This is a genomic window from Helicobacter sp. MIT 05-5293, from assembly GCF_000765665.2.
Classification (GTDB): Bacteria; Campylobacterota; Campylobacteria; order Campylobacterales; family Helicobacteraceae; genus Helicobacter_C.
Genome location: NZ_JROZ02000001.1, coordinates 218,731 through 235,930, shown reverse-complemented (window position 1 = coordinate 235,930; position 17,200 = coordinate 218,731). Strand labels below are relative to the sequence as shown.

Below are 17,200 nucleotides of genomic sequence, written 5' to 3'. Positions count from 1 at the left end.
CACACTCCAACAAAATTATTTATGATTCTCAAAGCATTTATTATACGCATTTATTGTTATTTTTTTGATTTTCATCACTTTTTCCAAGCATTTGTTGGATTGCTTGAGCGCATTTGATTCCATCTTGAATCGCCCAAACCACAAGACTTTGACCCATTTTTGCATCACCACAAGCATAGATTCTATGATGTGTCGTTTCGTAGTTATGGGTGCAAATATTATTTTTTGCATCAAATGCGACATTGAAATGTGTTTGAATCTGCTCTTCACTCCCACCAAACCCCATTGCAAGCAAAACCAAATCCGCTTTGTATTCTTTTTGTGAATCTTTAACTGCTTGGCTAATGCGTCTGCCTTGCGAATCTTCACTCCAACATAAATCACTTGCAATCACACCGCTTACTTTGCCATTTTTACCGACAAACTTTTGCGTGAGTTTCTGATACTCTCTAGGATCTTTACCATACACTTCTATCGCCTCTTTAAGCCCATAATCTGTGCTGAAAGTTTGTTTTTTTAGAGGCCAAGGATTGGATTTGGGGCGAGATAACGGACGCTTTGGACTTCGCTCAAAACGCGTGATAGACTTTGCACCCTGTCTAGTCGCCACCGCCACACAATCCACACTTGTATCACCACTTCCTATGATAAGCACATCTTTGCCCTTTGCGAGATAATCGCCTTGTTTTGAATCAAGCAAAGATTTTGTGCTGTGTGTCAAATAATCCACCGCAAACATAATACCCTCTAAATTCCGACCTTCTAAACACAAATCAATAGGCTTACTCGCTCCGGTAGCCAAAACAAGCGCGTCATATTCTGATAAAAGAGAATCTACTTTTTTCTGTGAATCAATAGGGTGATTAGTCTTAAATACAATCCCACTCTCACACATCATCTTTACTCTACGCTCTATCACACTTTTATCTAATTTCATATCGGGTATGCCATACATCAAAAGCCCACCGATTCTATCACTTCGCTCAAATACTACGACTTGATACCCGTATTGATTTAACTCCCACGCACACGCTAATCCTGCAGGACCTGAACCAATGATTGCAATCTTTTTATTGCTCCGATTCATCGGCTTATAGGGTGTTACAAGCTTATTTTTATAAGCATTTTCAATGATTGCAAGCTCATTTGCTTTGATTGTTACACTCTCTCCATTGATTGCACACACACAAGAATCTTCGCAAGGAGCAGGACAAACTCTCCCGGTAAATTCTGGAAAGGGATTTGTCAGATTCAAGCGATCATAGGCTTGCTCCCAATGCCCTTTGTAAATCAAATCATTCCATTCTGGGATAAGATTATGCAACGGACAGCCTACTTCACCACCGACAATGCGTTGATTAGAAGTTTGCGTGCAGCCAATAACACCATAGGGTTGTGTTATTTTTTGTGAGGGAGCAATGATGCCTGTATGGCAAAATGCTACACCACAATTCATACAGCGTCCCGCCTGAATCTGCTGGTCTTTCTTGCTAAGAGGCACATAAAACTCTTGATAATTTTTTACACGCTCTTTAGGGGCTAATGCCTTTGCTTCTGTTCTTGCATCTTCTAAAAATCCTCTTGGTTTTCCCATTGTCGCTCCTTTGTCTTTATCAATCTTTTATTATCCCTTGACTAATCTTTAAAAATGCCGCAAGCTCTGGATCACTCTCGTTTTTACACGATTGTAAAGCCTTAATCGCCTTTTCATAATCTCGCGGCATCACTTTGAAAAAATCGTTCTTGGAAAATCGCTCAAGCACCTCTTTTGCTTTTTTAGAATCTGTATAGCAGATATGCGCTTCAAGTAATGCTCTAATCTCTCGTTCATCATCTCGATTGATTTCGCGCACATCGACAAGCTCTTTATTCACGCGTGGGATATTATGTTGCCCTAAGATATAAGCATATCCACCACTCATTCCTGCTGCAAAATTTTCTCCCACATCGCCCAAACACAACACCTTTCCGCCTGTCATATACTCACAACCATGCACACCCATTCCTAGCACGACAGCACTCACACCGGAATTGCGCACACAGAACCGCTCTCCTGCAATACCATCAAGATACACTTCACCTTTTGTCGCTCCATACAAACACGCATTACCTACGATAATATTTTCTTCCGCACTCAAAGTGAAAGCACTTGAGGTTTTAGCAATGATTTTTCCTCCGCTTAGCCCTTTGCCCAAATAATCATTCGCATCGCCAATGATCTCTAAGCGGATTCCATGATTTAAAAATGCTCCAAAACTATTGCCTGCATTACCAATAGCCTGAATCTGAATAGAATCTTCAGCCAAGCCCTTCAAACCATAAAGCCTTGTAACTTCACTAGAAAGCATCGTAGCAAAAGTGCGGGAAAGATTTGATACTTCTAGGCTTAGCTTGATTTTTTTACGCTCCTTGATTGCTTTTTGGCAAAGCGGAAGCAAGATTCTATAATCAATCGTTTTTTCAAGCTTATTATCTTTAAATCCTTGAAAATGCACCGCTGTTTTATTGTAAGTGCTAAGATTTTTAATCATTCTGTCAAGATTGATCATTCCTTTCTTACCGCTAAGTTGTTTTTGGCGCAGTTTATCCACACGCCCTACCATCGATTCGAGCGTCTTAAATCCAAGCTTTGCCATATATTCACGCAATTCTTGAGCAATAAAACGCATAAAATTCATCACATCTTCGGGCTTACCCTTGAATCGCTCGCGTAATTCCTTATCTTGTGTCGCAATACCAAAAGGACAAGTATTCATATGGCACACACGCATCATTGTGCAACCTAGCACGATTAAAGGCGCAGTCGCAAAGCCAAATTCTTCTGCACCCAAAAGCGTAGCAATCGCCAAATCACGACCCGTCAAAAGCTTGCCGTCAGTTTCCAAGCGCACCCTATCACGCAATTGATTGAGAATCAATGTTTGATGTGTTTCTGCTAATCCTAACTCCCATGGAATCCCCGCATTAGCGATTGAGGTTTTTGGACTAGCTCCTGTGCCACCATCATAACCCGAAACAAGGATAATATTTGCTCCAGCCTTTGCGACCCCTGCAGCTACTGTGCCAATGCCAGATTCTGAAACAAGCTTGACAGAGATATTGACATGAGGATTTGCATTTTTAAGATCATAAATCAGCTGCGCCAAATCTTCAATCGAGTAAATATCATGATGAGGTGGAGGCGAAATGAGTGCCACACCGGGTGTAGAGTTTCGCGCTTTTGCAATCCATGGATACACCTTAAAGCCGGGTAATTGCCCTCCTTCACCGGGTTTTGCCCCTTGAGCGACTTTAATCTGAATCTCCTTTGCATTCACAAGATATTCAATATTCACACCAAAACGCCCACTCGCTACCTGTTTAATCGCACTTGATTTATCATCACCATTTGCTAGAGGCGTGTAACGGCTCGCATTCTCTCCACCTTCGCCACTATTGCTTTTTGCACCAAGACGATTCATCGCAATCGCAAGTGTTTCATGCGCTTCTTTAGAAATCGAACCATAACTCATCGCGCCACTTTTAAAACGCTTGACGATGCTTTCTACACTCTCTACTTCCTCAATTCCAATCGCCTCACTAAAATCAAACTCCAAGCAATCACGCAAATTCACAATCTTAGAATCTACCAAATGCGAATATTCTTTGAAAAGCTCATAATCTCCTCTCCTACAAGATTCTTGAAGCTTAAAAATCACAAGAGGATCAAGCAAATGTTCTCTCTTACCACTTCTGTAAAGATGATTACCCTTAGAATCTAGTGCATTGGTGTGTGAGCTAAATGCACTTTTATGCACACTAAGCAAATCTTTGGCAATTTGTTCCAATCCAATACCTTCGATTTTACTTGGTGTAGAGGTGAAATATTTATCAATCACATCGCTACTGATTCCCACACATTCAAATATTTGTGCGCCATTATAGCTTTGCATTGTCGAGATTCCCATTTTTGATGCGATTTTTACAATCCCCTTAGAAGCAGCATGAATATAATTTTTGACTGCTTCTTTATCGTTTATACGAAGCTCACCTTGCAAAATAAGCTGATGAATACTTTCAAATACCAAATAAGGATTAATCGCAGTTGCTCCATATCCCAACAAACACGCTAAATGGTGAATCTCTCTAGGTTCTGCAGTCTCAATCACAAGGCTTGCATGCGTCCTACGATTACAACGCACCAAAAAACTATGCAGACCCGATACAGCAAGCAATGAAGGAATAGCGCAAAGATTCTCACTCACACCTCGATCACTAAGAATCACAATCCACGCGCCCTTTTCAATTTCCTCTAAAGTCTTGTGAAACAACGCATCAAGGGCTTCTTCTAAACTTTGCTTACGATAGTCAAATAAAATGCTTATCTCTGCGACCTTAAAGCCTTTCAAGTGTTTGATTTTATGTAAATCCTCATTACTAATCACGGGATAAGGGAGCTTGAGACGCTTACAATTTTTTTCACTAGGCTTGAGCAAATTCCCCTCTCGCCCTAAATAAATGCGTTGAGAAGTTACGATTTCTTCTCTTATCGCATCAAGCGGCGGGTTGGTTACTTGTGCAAAGAGTTGTTTAAAATAACTAAAAAGATTCTGTGGGTTATCGTCCAAAACAGCCAAAGGCGTATCAATACCCATTGCGGCTAAAGATTCTTTACCTGCTTGTGCCATAGGCAAAATACTCTCTTTAAGCTCATCATAACTCCAACCAAAAGCTTTTTGAAGCAATAAAGTTTGTTGTTTGTCCAAATAAGTCTCTTTGTAGCCCTTAAGCTCAAGATTCTCAATCCTGATAAGATTCTCCAACCATTTACCATAAGGCTTTGCATTAGCGTATTGCTCTTTAAGCTCGGTATCTGAAACCAAACGCCCCCTTGCAGTATCGACAAGGAGCATCTTGCCGGGTTCTAAGCGTTTCTTTGCAGCGATATTATTCTCATCGATATGAAGCGCACCTGTCTCACTTGCAAGAATCAAAAAATCATCTTTTGTCAAATAATAGCGCGAAGGACGGAATCCATTGCGGTCAAGGCTCGCACCCATGATGATTCCATCGGTAAAAATAATAGACGCAGGTCCGTCCCATGGCTCCATTAGCATTGAATGATACTCGTAAAATGCACGCTTTTTAGCGTCCATATTATGGTTTTTGCTCCATGGCTCGGGGATCATCATCATAAAAGCCTCTTCGAGACTCCGCCCATTGAGGCTTAAAAACTCTAAAGTATTATCAAACATTGCTGAATCGCTGCTAGGCTTAGCAATAATCGGAAATACTTGATTCAAATCCTCAAAGTATTCACTTTCACAAAGCCCCTCTCTTGCGGTAATAGAATCCACATTGCCTTTAATAGTGTTGATTTCACCATTATGCACCATATAACGATTAGGGTGAGCGCGTTCCCAGCTTGGAAAAGTATTAGTTGAGAATCGAGAATGCACAAGCGCAATGGCTGATTTCATATTCACATCTTTAAAATCTAAATAAAAATCACTCAATTGCGTTGAAAGGAGCATTCCCTTATAAACAATCGTGCGTGAAGAAAAACTACAAATATAAAATTTTGGCACATTTATCGCACGCTTTTCGATGATGCGCCTTGCCACATAGAGTTTGCGTTCAAAATCAATGCCGCGAGGGACATCATTTGGGCGTTTGACAAAAGCTTGTAAAAAATAAGGCATCGCCGCAAGTGCAGTTTTGCCTAAATCACTCGGATTAATCGGCACAACACGGAATCCTAAAAACTCAATCCCTTGCTCTTTAAGCACCTCTAAAAAGATGCTTTTTCCTGCTTCTTTAGCTTCAAGATTCGGAGAGAAAAAGATTTGTGCAACGGCATAATCTCCAGCTTTAGGTAAATCAAAGCCTAAATCCTGCGTGCTAAAAAATTCATAGGGCATTTGGATTAAGATTCCTGCACCATCGCCGCTATTTTCTTCTGCTCCAGCTCCACCACGATGCTCCAAAGACATTAAAATTTTCAGTGCATCATTAATAACTTTATAAGAACGGATTCCGCGAATATTTGCTACTGCACCAATACCGCACGCATCGTGTTCAAATGATGGATCATATAAACCCACAGCTTTCATAATTTAATCTCCTTACAAGTTGTCCCAAAAATAGCGTAATTGCCTTATTTTGCCTTATCTTTTTAGGAAGTTTTTATAACTTAATCAGTTCAAAGCGCACGAAATAGGCATAAATCAAGGCGATAAGAATGTCTTTGAGATTAAGCGCAGAAAAATGATTTCAGAATCTTAGAACAATTATAGAGAAATCGCACAACCAAAAAAATGCTAGATTCTCCCTCAATGGGGAGAATTCTTAGCAGCTATAAGTTGTGATAAATTCAAATGGGTGTGGGCGCGCTTCCCATGGCCAAATTTCAGTTTCAAATTTATAAGCCTTATAAGTTTGGATAAACTCTTCAGTAAAGACATCACCGACCTTGAGATAATCTTTATCGGCAAGCATTTCTTCAATCGCATGTCGCAAAGTATGCGGAAGCTGTTTGATGCCTTTTTCGCGAATTTCATCAAGTGTGAGTTCAAACAGATTAATTTCCATAGGTTTGCCCGGATCAATCTTATTGCGTATGCCATCAAGCCCTGCCATAAGCAAACTAGAAAAAGCCAAATAAGGATTGCTCGAGCTATCGGGGAATCGGAATTCCATTCTTTTTGCTTTTTCACCACTATTGTAAGGGATTCTGATACTTGCAGAACGATTCTGTGCAGAATAAGTCAAAATACTAGGAGCTTCAAATCCCGGAATAAGACGCTTATAAGAATTAGTGCTAGGATTTGTAAAAGCCGCCAAAGGGCGAGCATGTTTCAATACGCCACCCAAAAAATGCAAGGCAGTTTGACTCATTCCCTCATAGGCATCACCTGCAAAGAGATTCTTACCCTCTTTCCATATACTGATATGCACATGCATACCGCTTCCATTATCGCCATAAAGAGGTTTAGGCATAAAAGTCGCTGTTTTACCATTAAGATGTGCGACCATCTTAACGACATATTTAAGTTTTTGGACATTATCAGCCGCTTCAAGCATATCACCAAACTTTACACCAATCTCACCTTGTCCTTGAGCGACTTCGTGATGAAGGACGAAAGTTTCTAGCCCCACTTGATTAAGCACTTTTACCATTTCAGCGCGTAAATCTACCATAGAATCTACAGGTGCTACAGGAAAATACCCGCCTTTTGTGCCGGGTCGATGCCCCATATTCACACCACCTTCAAACTCTCGTGTGCGATTCCACTCGCCTTCTTCTGTATCTACTTCATAATATTGACAATTTACTGAATCTTTAATCTTGATACTATCAAATACAAAAAATTCATTTTCGGGACCATAATACGCTACATCGCCAATCCCACTTTCTTTAAGATGCTTCATAGCGCGTTTAACAATACTTCTTGGACATTTTTCATAAGGTTCATCTTTATAAATATCCCATACATCACAAAAGACGACTGCTGTCGTATCGGCTGTAAAAGGATCAATAAAATATCTTACTGGATCAGGAATAAGAATCATATCAGATTTATTCACAGGCTGCCATGCAGGGATAGAGCTACCATCGAAAGGAATACCTTCAAAACTTCCTTCATCAATAGAGCTTATGCTAAAACTTAAATGATGCCATACGCCCTTGATGTCTGTAAAACGAAAATCGATAAATTCAACTTCGTTTTCCTCACAAAATCGAAAAAAATCACTGACGGCTTTTTTGTCAATTTCTCTCTTTTGCATGTTAGCCTCCTTTTTGTTACTTAAGTCAAGTTTAAATTATAAAAATTTAAACTTTGGATTTATACCATATTCTATTAGAATCTATGATAAAACCCTAACGCAAAACACGCAAGAAATCCAAGCAAATCCGATATTTTCACATTATTACGCGAGATTGTGTCAAAATTGATAAGAAAGCAACAAAGTCCCCTTGAGATTAATCTCATAATACGAAAGCATATAAGAGCAATTGATTTTTGCCAGCATTTGGAAATGATGCGAAGTGATTAATGCCATATTAAACTCACCAAAAGCCCCATTACTGATGCCCTCACGATCATAAATAATCGTATTATCCGCCAAGATTCCAATACTCGAACCTGAAAGATTTAAATCACTAAAAGCACCGATATTAAAACCCCATTCCCACATCTTAAATGTTTGTATGCCTTTCAAACCCAATATCGCATTCATACCACCATCAAAGGGTATATTTTTCCGATAAGCACGCGGGATAAAGATATAAGTTTCAACACGCGCGTAGGGAATCCACGAAAAATATTTGCCTAAAAACGCGTAGCCATAATCGATATTTAATAAGATATTGTGTTCGTCAAATTGACTATGTTGTGATTGAGGTATGCCTAGAGCATAGCCAAAATCCACACCGATGAGATGCCACCCGCGTGATGACTTGCCAAATTCAATATCAACATTGCCAAATCCCCCTACACTTAGGCTATTTTCAGAATCTTTGCCATCAAGGCGAAGTGTAGAAACACCGATTTCTGAATGGAAAAAGAGATTGTAATCGTCTTGAAAAAGTTGCGTATTGTAGCCCACACCCACATTTTGCGCATAAATACTAAAGAGATTATTTTTCATATAGGAAGTATTGAGAGAGAGCGAAAGCGATGCGGCGTCTTCATTTTCTCCATAAGGAGCTAAAGATTGGATATTGAGTGTCGAATCTTGTCCTTGCGAGGAAAAGGCTATAACCAACAAAAAGATACTTAACGCACGCAAAATATCATTTTTCATCACTTTTTCTCTATGTTTTTTGCACTTTAAATAAATCTTATTCTAAGGAAGTATTGTAATAATTGTCCCAACAGGAACGAGCTGATAAATCTCTTGCATGGATTCATTATCCACAGCAATGCAGCCATCAGTCCAATCACCATAGAGTTTAAAAAGCCCTTTAGCAAAACCAAATCCATTAGGCAACCCGTGAATCTTAATATCCCCACCTGCACTCTTGTGAAGATTTTGTGCGTAGGCTTTATCAGCTTCATTAGGATAACTGATGCCGAGATTCAGAAAATAACGCGATTTGGGATTCTTAGAATCAATCACATATTCTCCTTCAGGTGTTTTGCTATCGCCTTCAAACTGCTTATGTCCGATAGGATTTTTCCCTAAGGCAATAGTATAAGTTTTAATGACTTCATCACCTGCATACAAACTCAAGGTGCGCTTAGCCTTTTCTACCATGATATGCGTGATACGAGCATCTTGTGTAGATTCTAGAATCTGTGCGGGCTTATCATAAAAAATCACAATCCCCACACACGCACAAAAAAAGCTTAGCAATATCATCGCAAGATATTTTTTCATTGTTTTACTCTATCATTATGGTCAGTTTAAGAATCTATATAAGCACACGGCAAACACGCAGATTCTTAAGGTATGCTAGCTGTATTTATTTTAAGCCACAAAAATCCTTAATGGCTTCGACCTTATCTGTCTTTTCCCAACTAAATTCGCTTAATTCTCGTCCAAAATGCCCGTAAGATGCGGTTTTTTGGTAAATAGGGCGGAGCAAATCAAGAGATTCTATAATACCCTTTGGTGTAAGTCGGAAGACTTTTTTCACGCATTCAGTCAAAACAGCATCATCGACTTTGCCTGTGCCTTGCGTATCGACAAGAATCGAAACCGGCTCAACCACACCAATAGCATAGGCTAACTGCACAACAGCCTTATCACAAACACCACTTGCTACGAGATTCTTAGCGACATATCGTGCTGCATACGCTGCGCTCCTATCAACCTTACTAGGATCTTTACCGCTAAATGCCCCACCGCCATGCGGACAGCTTCCACCATAAGTATCCACGATAATTTTACGCCCTGTCAAACCTGCATCACCTTGTGGTCCGCCGATGACAAATTTCCCGGTGGGATTGACAAAATAGCGGATATTATCGTTTAAATACTTTTCGGGCAAGACTTTTTGCACGATTTCTTCAATCACTGCATCTTTGAGGTGAGATTGGCTTGTCTCTGGGCTGTGTTGAGTAGAAATCACGATTGTATCAATACTCACAGGCACACCATTTTCATAGCGCACAGTTACTTGAGACTTACCATCTGGACGCAAAAAGGGCAATGTGCCATCTTTTCGCTTTTGCGCCAATCCCTCTGTAAGTCGATGAGAGAGCCAAATAGGCAGAGGCATAAGAGAAGGTGTTTCGCGACACGCATAGCCAAACATCAGCCCTTGGTCGCCTGCACCAATCTCTCCGTCTTCTCTATCCACACCTTGATTAATATCAGGACTTTGCTCACCGATACCATTAAGCACCGCTGCAGAGCGATAGTCAAAGCCATAAAGCGCATCAGTGTAGCCGATTTCTTTTACAACTTTGCGTGCGATTTCTTGCATCGGCGCATACACGGTTGTTTTAAGCTCCCCTGCAATCACACAAAAGCCATTGCTTACTAAGGTTTCGCACGCTACACGCGCTTTTTTATCACGCTCCAAGATATAATCAAGCACAGCATCGCTGATTTGATCAGCCATTTTGTCGGGGTGTCCTTCGGTTACAGATTCTGAAGTAAAGAGAAAGGATTTTTTCATAAATTCACCTTGTGTTTTGGATTTTCTGTAAAGAAATGATAGTAAAAAATGTTAAATAGGTATTGTATTTTGAATTTTTTGTTTGATTTATTATGCCAATAAGCCTTTATTTGCAGCTTACAACAAGGACAATTAAGTAAAAGTTAAGGGGGGGGGGGGATAGAATATCCGACTTTTCGATTTAAAATCAATGGAGGCGGTTATGAAAATGTTTTATAGAAGTGCAATTATCTTTGGTATGCTAGGACAAATCCTTTATGCCGATGCGTTAAGTGATAAAAAAGCAGAATTGGAGAGACAAATCGCAGAGCTAGAGGCAAAACAAAACGAACAAAAAGAGGTAGAAGAGCTTGAGCGCAGACTGCAACAGCTTCAAACTAAAGCTGACCAAGAGTTATCAGGTCAAACTCCACGACAGCAAACAGCCCCACAACAAACCTACCCAGCACAAACCACTGTTCAGAATCCTAACTCATCTGGTGTCATCACACAAGAAATGCGCGATGCGGAAGTCAAGAATATATTTGGCAAAAATCGTAATGGGGTGCTGTTAGGCATAGGAATCGGATCTGTAAAGATAGACTATTTATCTAGCACAACAAGTTTTAATGAAAATTTTGTAACAGGAAATGCAAGAATTGGTTATCAAAGATTCCCTAATAATAAAGTATTTGGTGGGAGAATATATCTTGATAGTTTTGTTGGTGCAGGAACTTTTAAGGATGGGGCTACAACCATGCAAATATTTACAGCCCTTAACGCTGACATACTTATGGATTTTAATATCCCTAATACTTATAGCTATGTTGGTTTGTTTATTGGGGGAGGTTTTGGATCATTTGGATTTAACTATACCCCAGCATCAATTTGGGAAAACTTAACAACGCTTACAGGCGGTTCAGGATTTATCAATTTTGGTGCAGCCATTACTCTAAATGCAAAGCATCGGTTAGAATTTTATGCCAAAAAGCCTACAACAAACAAATATGATGACAAATTTCATTGGCAAACTTCAACACTTCTAAATATGGTATATCAATACACTTTTTAAAATTTATCCGCATAGATTTTATGCGGATTCTGTAATCGCAGGATAATTTAACATTTATTTAGCGTTTTGTTACTTGAGTGTCATACAATATCATCTATGATAATAATTTGTTATCAATAATTTTTTTCATTAAGGAGTTTTATATGTTAGTTACAAAACCTGCGCCAGACTTTACTGCTGAAGCTATCAAGGCTGATGGTATGTTTGAGGATAATTTCAACCTCTATAAAAATATTGGTAAAAATGGAGCGGTAATTTTCTTTTGGCCTAAAGACTTTACTTTCGTTTGTCCTAGTGAAATCATTGCTTTTGACCACAGAGTAAAAGATTTTGCCGAAAGAGGAATCAATGTGATTGGGGTATCTATCGATTCTAAAGAAGTGCATTTTGCATGGAGAAATACACCTGTCAAAGAAGGTGGTATCGGGGCTGTGAGCTTCCCAATGGTGTCAGACATCACTAAGCAAATTTCTCGTGATTATGATGTACTTTTCAATGGTGCAGTCGCTCTTCGCGGTAGCTTTTTGATTGACAAAAACAAAGTCATTCGCCACGCAGTCATTAATGACCTCCCATTAGGACGAAATGTCGATGAAATGATTCGTATGGTTGATGCGATGTTATTTGTTGAAGAACATGGCGAAGTTTGCCCAGCTGGTTGGAATAAAGGTGATAAAGGTATGAAAGCTAACGCTAAAGGTGTAGCAGAATATCTTAGCCAAAACGCAGACAAATTATAATTTATCTTAATCGCCCTTTTATCACCAAAAGAGGGCGATAGATTCTTACTTAATATTTTACTCTTCTCCTCATTGAAACAACATACTATTTCTAGAATCTTGTGGCTTGAGACATTAATTAGCACCCTTTACGCAATCAAGATTGTTTTTGTCTTTTATTATTTATGGCTATTTGAATTGAAATTTGAAAAATCTGTGAGGATTCTATAAAAGCAGCGATTTTAAACTCTTGATTTTAAAGAATCTTGCTTTGCTTTTGCATCACTCACAAAGCAAGATAAAGTTTCTCTTATCCTAATCAGATAAGAGAAACTCCTTTCGTTTATTAAGCTTCGGCTGTCTCTTGAGAGAGTGCGTGTGCCTTTTTAGCATTGCTAAGCATTAGTTTGATACGATTTTCTTGATTGACCTTAGTCGCACCGGGATCATAATCAATCGATACAATATTGCTTTGAGGATTGCGTTCTTTAATCGTTTTCATCATACCTCGTCCTACAATGTGATTAGGCAGACAGCCAAAAGGCTGGGTGCAAACGATATTTTCAACACCTTGTCCGATTAATTCAAGCATTTCCGCTGTCAATAACCACCCTTCGCCCATATTCATACCTTGAGAAACATATCCCTCTACAAGATCTCTCGTATGGTTAAAGGCAGTAGGAGCTCTGAATACACCATGCTTCTTAATTGCTTTAATCATATCAACTTGTTTGCTTGCAAAAAACCAATAAACCACACGATAAATCAATGTCTGCATCAAACTCCCGCCATACATTTTACCGCCCACAATCGTATCGTTAATACAATAAAGACAGAAATCAATAAAGCCGGGTATCACAACTTCACAATTTTCAGCCAACAAAAAATCTTCGAGATTATTATTACCCAAAGGAGAGAATTTAATATAAATCTCACCGACAATCCCCACCCGCACCTTTTGTGCGCTCTCTCTAGGAATACTTGCAAAATCATCTAAGATGAGTTTCATATCTTTCTTAAATGCGCTGTATTTTTTCAAGCCTTCATTTGTGCCTTCTGTGGTGATACGATCGACCCACTTACTTACCATCGCATCGGTATCACCCGGATTTTTTTCATAAGGCTTACATTGATTGGCAATGTGCATAATCAAATCGCCATATAAGATAGCATTAATAAAGTTTTGGAGCATTGGTCTTGTAACGCTAAAGCCTTCATTGCTTTCTAGTCCGCTAAAATTCAACGAAATAACGGGAATCTTGCCAAACCCAGCCTTGTTTAATGCCTTTCGCAACAAATAAATATAATTACTCGCACGACAACCTCCACCGGTTTGCGTGATAAGCAATGCGACTTTGTCCAAATCCCACTGACCGCTTTTTAACGCATCAATCATTTGTCCAATCACAAGCAAGGCAGGATAACAAGTATCATTATGCACATTACGCAATCCTTCATCAACAACACCTTTGCCATCATTGTGCAAAAGCTCTGCTTTATAGCCATGCAAGTGCAAAATATTAACTAAAAGTCGGAAATGCACTGGAAGCATCATTGGCACTAAAATAGTGTGCGTTTCTTTCATCTCTGCTGTAAAAGGGACGCGTTGAATCTCACGCTTATTTTCGGATTTGAAAATAAGATTCTCGCTTCCATTACCTGCCTGCCAAGAATTGATATTAGGTGTAATTTTTTGTGTCATTTGAATTCCTTTTTTTGATATTAAGCATTTTCTAAAATTTTACTTGAAGCAAGGAAATTTTTTGCTTTTTTGCTGGCTTGTTTTTCTTCCATTGCTCCAAGCAAGCTTCTGATTCTGATTTTTACCGCGCCAAGATTGCTGATTTCATCAATCTTAAGTTGAGTGTAGAATTTATTATGGCTTTCGAGAATCTCTCTCACCTCATCAGTTGTGATAGAATCAATCCCACAGCCAAAGCTTACAAGCTGCACAAGCTCGATATTATCATCATGAGAAACAAACTCTGCAGCATTATAAAGCCGAGAATGGTAACTCCACTGATTAAGAATCTGAAGCTCCCCTGCTTCTGCCATATGCTCTACACTATCCTCACTAAGCACAACAAGCCCCAAAGAATTAATCAATTTATCAATTCCATGATTGATTTCTGGATCAATGTGATAAGGACGCCCACATAGCACAATCGCTTTAAGTTTATTCGCTCTTGCAAAATGGAGTGCTTTTTCGCCCTGTTCTTTGACATCACTTAGCCACTGATCACGCACATCATAAGCTTTTTGCACAGCGTTGAGGAAAGACTTTTTGTCTGCACCTAGCTCTTTTTTAAAGAATTCAAAGCCTTTTTTCTTAAAGTCTTCTTTTTGATGCAATCCAAAATAAGGATAGAAAAATTTGATGTTTCTAAGCTTATCTACATTTGCATTGAGTAATTCTGGATAATAAGCCACTACAGGGCAATTATAGTTATTCGTGCTGCTGTCTTTATGCTTCTCATCACCTGCGAAACTATAACTCATACAAGGATAAAAGATTTTTTCAACGCCTTTATTGAGGAGATTCTCAATATGCCCATGAAGAAGCTTTGCAGGATAACAAACCGTATCACTTGGAATGCTATATTGTCCCAAAGCAAATGTCTTACGAGTCGTTATATCTGATACGACTACTTCATAGCCTAATTCACTCAAAAGTGTATGCCAAAAGGGCAGATTCTCATACATATTGAGCCCTAAGGGGATACCAATCTTTCCTCGTGTAAGACGAGACTTATCTTGCCCCTCATAGCTACTTAGTGCTTTAATCTTATTGAGTTTGTAATCATAAAGATTAGGTAAGAAAAGTAATTTCTTGAATCCCAAAGGCTTATCACACCGATTGCCCGAGATAAATTTCTTGCCCTCACCGAAACGATTGATTGTCAAATGGCAGTTATTACCGCAAATTTTACACACGCTTGCTGTCGCAGTGTGTGAGAATGTAGCGAGTTGTTCCACAGAAAGCGTGGTTGATTGCTCTAATGCCAAATCTTTAGCATACAATGCCGCGCCAAACGCACCCATCAACCCACTAATCTTAGGACGCACGACATTTCTGCCAATCTCTTTTTCAAAGCTTCTTAGCACCGCATTATTGAGAAATGTTCCGCCTTGAACTACAATTTGCTTGCCCAAATCATCTGCATCTCTTGCTCGTATTACTTTATAAATGGCATTTTTTACGACACTCATTGAAAGCCCAGCACTTATATCTTCAATACTTGCACCTTCTTTTTGTGCTTCTTTCACAGAGCTATTCATAAACACAGTGCAACGACTGCCTAATTCCACAGGGTGTTTAGAATCTAATCCAAGCTTAGAAAAAGTCTGAATATCATATCCCATAGACTTTGCAAATGTTTCTATAAAACTTCCACAGCCCGAGCTACAAGCTTCATTTAACATAATAGAATCAATAGTTTCATTTTTGATATAAAAGCATTTCATATCTTGTCCGCCAATATCAATAATAAAATCCACTTGAGGATTAAAATATTTAGCAGCCTTAAGGTGTGCCATCGTCTCGACAAGCCCTGCATCAAGATTAAATCCTGCTTTTATCAATTCTTCACCATAGCCTGTTACCGCACTTCCTTTGATAACAATCTTATCACCAAAATTCTCGTAAATGTATTTAAGCTGTGTGGAGATGATTTCTACCGGATTCCCTTTGTTGGAATTATAGTATTGATAAACAATGGCATTTTTGCTATCAAGCATCACTAATTTAGTCGTAGTGCTTCCGCAGTCAATCCCAATATAAACATCAATCTTCTTATGATTATTCCTTTTATAAGCCTCATCAATATCAATTTCATCAACACTTGCACTCTCATGACGCTCAATAAATTCATCAAAATCCTGCTGACTTGCAAAAAGCGGTTCAAGGTATTTATTGGTTGAAGCTGTGTTTTTACTTGCTTCAAGTGTTGCGATAAGCGAATCGCAAGTGTAAGTCTTCTCTAATTCTCTTGCTTGGAGTGATACCCCTATGGCTACTGCATATTGCGCAAAATCCGGGAAAACTGCATTTTCGGGGCTAAGCTTAAGCGTTTTTGCAAAACGTTCTTGTAAGCCCTTATAATAATAAAGCGGTCCGCCCAGAAAGAGAATCTTACCTTCAATCTTTCGCCCTTGAGCCAAACCAGTAATCGTCTGATCCACGACTGCTTGAAAAATACTCGCAGCAATATCTTCTTTATTCACACCTTGATTCAATAAGGGCTGCACATCTGTTTTAGCGAAAACACCGCAACGAGATGCGACAGGATAAAGCTTCTGATGCTTAAGTGAAATCGCATCAAATTCTTCAGCAGTGATGGCAAGAAGTGTTACCATTTGATCGATAAATGCTCCCGTCCCACCTGCACAAGATCCATTCATTCGCTCTTCTGTTCCACCCGTCAAAAAGATGATTTTAGCATCTTCTCCACCAAGCTCAATCACTGCATCAGCATCAGGAACAAGATGCCTTACAGCACCTGCTGTGGCAAACACTTCCTGAACAAAATCAATCCCTACAGCCTTACAAATACCAAAACCAGCCGAACCGGAAATAGCAACTTTTAATTCCCTATCACCAATAATTTCTTTGATACCTTGCACAATCTCAATGCTTTTCTCACGCACCTTTGAATAATGTCTTTCATAACGCTTATAGATGATTTCATCTCCGTCCATCAAAGCAACTTTGGCAGTCGTGCTTCCTATATCAATCCCTAAAGTTAAACTCATATCAACCTCTCAAAAATACAATAAAAATAAAACTATGAGACTGCTACGATTACATAGCAAATATAAATC

10 protein-coding genes are annotated in these 17,200 nt (G+C 39.2%); 2 read left to right on the top strand and 8 right to left on the bottom strand.

Annotated features, from left to right (window positions below):
• Window positions 1-40: 40 nt before the first annotated feature.
• The 6 genes from LS68_RS01160 to metK all read right to left on the bottom strand — a co-directional run bounded on the left by LS68_RS01160 (window position 41) and on the right by metK (window position 10,609).
• Window positions 41-1,594 carry a glutamate synthase subunit beta gene (locus LS68_RS01160; protein ID WP_034369218.1) on the bottom strand — a complete coding sequence of 518 codons (1,554 nt, stop codon included), beginning with the start codon at window positions 1,592-1,594 and terminating at the stop codon, window positions 41-43.
• A gap of 19 nt (window positions 1,595-1,613) precedes the next feature.
• On the bottom strand, window positions 1,614-6,092 hold the full coding sequence (gltB, locus tag LS68_RS01155) for a glutamate synthase large subunit (protein ID WP_138090759.1): 4,479 nt from the start codon (window positions 6,090-6,092) through the stop codon (window positions 1,614-1,616).
• Between the two features lie 235 nt (window positions 6,093-6,327).
• A complete protein-coding gene (gene glnA, locus LS68_RS01150; protein ID WP_034369220.1) occupies window positions 6,328-7,767 on the bottom strand; it encodes a type I glutamate--ammonia ligase in 1,440 nt (479 codons plus the stop codon).
• Window positions 7,768-7,926: 159 nt separating this feature from the next.
• Entirely contained in the window at window positions 7,927-8,787 is an 861-nt protein-coding gene (locus LS68_RS01145) for a hypothetical protein (RefSeq protein ID WP_034369221.1), read from the bottom strand.
• Between the two features lie 42 nt (window positions 8,788-8,829).
• Window positions 8,830-9,363 carry a L,D-transpeptidase family protein gene (locus tag LS68_RS01140; RefSeq protein ID WP_034369224.1) on the bottom strand — a complete coding sequence of 178 codons (534 nt, stop codon included), beginning with the start codon at window positions 9,361-9,363 and terminating at the stop codon, window positions 8,830-8,832.
• A gap of 85 nt (window positions 9,364-9,448) precedes the next feature.
• Complete coding sequence (metK, locus tag LS68_RS01135) at window positions 9,449-10,609, bottom strand: methionine adenosyltransferase (protein ID WP_034369227.1); 1,161 nt, start codon at window positions 10,607-10,609, stop codon at window positions 9,449-9,451.
• A gap of 202 nt (window positions 10,610-10,811) precedes the next feature.
• Here metK and LS68_RS01130 point away from each other — a divergent pair, with 202 nt between their 5' ends.
• Together LS68_RS01130 and LS68_RS01125 are read left to right on the top strand one after the other, a co-directional pair.
• Window positions 10,812-11,660, top strand: a complete 849-nt coding sequence (locus tag LS68_RS01130; RefSeq protein WP_158621811.1) for a hypothetical protein — start codon at window positions 10,812-10,814, stop codon at window positions 11,658-11,660.
• A gap of 143 nt (window positions 11,661-11,803) precedes the next feature.
• Window positions 11,804-12,400: a peroxiredoxin gene (locus tag LS68_RS01125; protein WP_034370606.1), complete on the top strand. Its 597-nt coding sequence runs from the start codon at window positions 11,804-11,806 to the stop codon at window positions 12,398-12,400.
• A 325-nt stretch (window positions 12,401-12,725) separates the two neighbouring features.
• On the opposite strand, the gene LS68_RS01120 is transcribed toward LS68_RS01125, so the two are convergent.
• Together LS68_RS01120 and LS68_RS01115 are read right to left on the bottom strand one after the other, a co-directional pair.
• Window positions 12,726-14,081, bottom strand: a complete 1,356-nt coding sequence (locus LS68_RS01120; RefSeq protein ID WP_081950905.1) for a 2-hydroxyacyl-CoA dehydratase — start codon at window positions 14,079-14,081, stop codon at window positions 12,726-12,728.
• A 20-nt stretch (window positions 14,082-14,101) separates the two neighbouring features.
• Window positions 14,102-17,131, bottom strand: coding sequence for an acyl-CoA dehydratase activase (locus LS68_RS01115; RefSeq protein ID WP_052100248.1), 3,030 nt, complete (start codon window positions 17,129-17,131; stop codon window positions 14,102-14,104).
• Window positions 17,132-17,200 lie beyond the last annotated feature (69 nt).